This window comes from Rhizobium sp. P1_E6 (genome assembly GCF_056405875.1).
The window spans coordinates 1-3,447 of sequence record NZ_JBFUBG010000196.1; the positions used below are offsets into that span (position 1 = coordinate 1).

Consider the following 3,447-nt stretch of genomic DNA (forward strand, 5'->3'; position numbering starts at 1 on the left):
CTCCGAGACCGCTTTGACAATTTCGAAGTGAGCATCGGTGAAATTCTGAACGCGACCAACGATGACATTTCGGCATTGTTTGCGCGGTTGCAGATGGGCGTTCCGCTCAATCCTGCCGAGCTCAGGAACGCGCAGCTGCGGCCGTTGAACCGGATAATGGCCTCGATCGCCGAGTCGCATGAGTTCTTTCACTCCCAATCCGCGCGACGCCTGCTCATCTCGCTGACGGCGCGAGATGAGCGGCCCGTTCACATGTGCTTGACGAGCAGGATGCTCCCTCCGACGCGGAATCCCAGGATCTCACCGCGATAAGAGTGCCTCATAGAGTTCCGCAGACCTGCGAGAATTCATCGCTTGTTCTGAGAAGAAGAGGGGAGGATGGAACTGCCCAAGAAATATCTCCGAAACTTGCTCGATGTGTAAAAGGACTCGTCGACGAAGGCGGAAAGCAACTGGATTTAAGATTGTTGGCCGCAGCTCATCTGCACCTTGACGAGCAATTGCTATTGAGGTCCGACGGAAAATCCTCGTAGAAGACGCAAATACCCTATTTCAAGATTACGCCCCATCCGCTGATCATTGAATCAGAAGACGCAGAGAGCGCCGCGAAGAAAGCGCGCGAGGCAATGCTTCACGCGCCGACAGTTCGCTACGAGGTCGTTGGGCCAGACCTTCGGCCAATCTGGGTTGAGCTTCCTGCGCCCGTGCCCGAGGTGGCGTCGCTGGAGAATTTCTCACCCGATCCAAAACCTTCTGGCGGGAACCCGAGCCCTCACGAGCCGCAGGCACGGGCCACAACTGGTTTCATTGCCAGTTTGTGGAAGATATTCCGATAGCAGGGAGCGCGCCGCAATGAGGCGATTTCCTTGATCCGGATCGCGCGGAGAGCGTCCAGAAAAGTCAGTATTTCTCAAAGAGAATATCCTGGGCTCCGTCCCAAAGTGTGCGAACTCCCAATTCGTGGAGGTTTTCAATCCCATCGGTAATTGTCAGGAAGTGGTTGCCAGCCAGTTGTCCAACCTTGGAGGAGAATTGAACCCCGCCATAGGCCAGCAAAATCTCTGTCTCGCTGAGCCCTCCTGGATATAGCAGGATCTGACCGGGCGCCGGATGGCTCGTATGGTTTTCAAATCCGATATTGAAATCTTCGTTGCCCAGGGGAATCCATACGCCTTCGCCACTCCAGCGGACGTGGACAATTTTGCCCTTGAACGGGAGCCTGTCGCCAAACGCAGCGCAGGTTTTCGGCGCATCTCGGCTTTCGAAGCATGCGCCAAAAACAAATGGGCCAGCCGTAATTTTAAGATCAACCAAAGCAGGTTCCTTGTGAAAGCAGCACTAAAAGAGATTGTCGTCGGGCGTTCGGGCAAACGTGATTGGCCATCCGAAACGCGGCATGGATTGAACCCTTATCGATCGCTCACGAATGGATCATCGACCCGGGGCCAATAGGGATTGCGCAGTTTGCTGAAGGGAATATTTTCATAGTCGGGCTGAGTTGCGCCGGGCGGAGCGCAGAAGACGATGCGCCGGGCGATCGGGGCAAAGCCTGCCTGGAAATGATAGTTCGATTTCACGACGATGATTTTCCTCGTCGAAGGGTCCAGACCAAGCGCGAACATGAATTCCGGATGAAACACCTGGGTTCTGCGGGTGTTGATGATCAGATCGACGCCCGCGCTACTGACCCAGGCCGCATCCCCGATCGTGCAGGGCATGCCGCCATAAGTCTGCGTCAGCCCGAAGCCAAGGCCTTTTACTGCGACCTCAAGATCGACGGGATCACCGGAGAAGGGACTGCATTTGCCGCCGACCCTGAGTTTGATCGAGGCGCCGACACCCGCCTCCGCGCAGAAGCGGAAGGCGATCGGGTCCCAATACATGGCGCTTACGACGTCTGTTATGCCGCGTTCCAGGATCCGGCGCAGGATAAAGGTCGAATCTCCTGGCGCGCCACCGCCGGCATTGTCCGACGTGTCGGCGATGACGACAGGACCGTGCCTTTCGGCCAAGGCGGCGTCGAGGGCCTGGTCAACCGTCAACGAGCCTCGACCAAGCTCATGCCGGAGAGAGAAGAGCTCGAGTCCCAGCTCCCTCGCGATGATGTCGGCGCGGGCAGCATCGCCGTTGGTGACAACGAGCGTCCTGGTGCCGACATCGACGACATCGCCGTGGGGAAAGCCGTGGCAAAGGGAGACCGCGAGAACGCCGTCCTTTCCCTCCTGCGCTTTCATGCGGTCTACAAACCCGCGCATCGGCTGTTCCTGGACGCGGTAGGTCGAAATCATCCGGCAGTCGAACACGCCCATGACCGGCTTGATCTTCTTCTCGATGGTCGCGACAAAGAGATCGTAGAGCTGCCCGGCAACCTCCATGATGTCTGTGTGCGGATATTCCTTGTAGGCCATGATCAAGTCGGCATTGGCAACCATCTCGGCGGTCAAGTGGCAATGCAGATCGAGCTCGACGGCAACAGGCACGTCCTTGCTGACGATCGCGCGCACCCGGGACAGCAGGTCACCTTCCGTATCGTCATACCCTTCGGCGACGAAGGCACCGTGCAAGGCGAGCATGACGCCGTCGACGGGCAGACACCTTTGGAGATCCGCAAGGAGCTCGTCGCGAAAATCCTCATAGACCTTGCGAACAGTGATGCCGCCCGGTTCGGCGTTGACGCAGAGGCTCTCGATGATTGTATGCCCATCCGCTTCGCCTCTCTGGCGCCAGACATAGAGCTGGCAGGACGGTTCGTTGAGCGCGCGGCTGGTCGCATCGCCATGAGCGATCCCGACGTCATCGAAACTTCTAAAGCCGGTCGGGATCGACACGAATGTGTTGGTCTCGGTATCCATGCCCGCAATGAAGATCCGCATGATCTCTCCGTTTTTCACGACTTCCTTGTGCATAGGCGCTGGCGCCTGATGGTCCGCTAGGTGAGCTTTCCCCTGGCATCGATCGGCAGGGTTCTAAAGGTTCCGTCGCGTTCCTTCATGACAAAACGATCCGACAGCGCAACGACGGCGCAGGAATGGTTGGGGAAGATCCTGACCCTGCTGCCGACGGCCAGGGTTCGGCCCTCGAGCGGCAGGAAGCCATGCTCTTCCGAGAGCCGTGCAACGCTGAACACCGAAGATCGGCCGTCAGCATCGGCGCTGATCGCGCATCCATAGCCGCCGCCACCGGTACCATGCGGACCATGGTCGGAGCTCAGCATCTTCGATCCGGCGTCGACGATGGCGTGAACATCGTTTGCAGCGATGACGGTTGCGACGACCGATAGCGCGAGATCATCAGCGACAGCGACGTTCAGTCTCAGCGCCGTCAGGTCGAGAAAGACGTAGTTACCCGGCCGTACCTCTTGGGCGGCAGAGGAAATCGGCGCACCGAGCGCCGTCGGCGTGGAGCCTGTCGAGATGCGAAGGCCAGCAAAGCCGGCCGCTTCAAGCC

Annotated in this window: 4 protein-coding genes; all 4 read right to left on the reverse strand. The window is 58.4% G+C overall.

The window, feature by feature from the left end; all coding sequences use genetic code 11:
* Window positions 1-192, reverse strand: a 192-nt coding sequence (locus tag AC1D35_RS35100; protein WP_477942524.1) for a hypothetical protein, incomplete at its 3' end; no start/stop codon positions are given.
* A gap of 708 nt (window positions 193-900) precedes the next feature.
* Complete coding sequence (locus AC1D35_RS35105) at window positions 901-1,314, reverse strand: DUF3830 family protein (RefSeq protein WP_477942526.1); 414 nt, start codon at window positions 1,312-1,314, stop codon at window positions 901-903.
* 95 nt (window positions 1,315-1,409) lie between these two features.
* On the reverse strand, window positions 1,410-2,873 hold the full coding sequence (locus AC1D35_RS35110) for a M81 family metallopeptidase (protein WP_477942527.1): 1,464 nt from the start codon (window positions 2,871-2,873) through the stop codon (window positions 1,410-1,412).
* Window positions 2,874-2,929: 56 nt separating this feature from the next.
* The coding region (locus tag AC1D35_RS35115) for a type III PLP-dependent enzyme domain-containing protein (protein WP_477942528.1) at window positions 2,930-3,447 on the reverse strand (518 nt) is incomplete at its 5' end.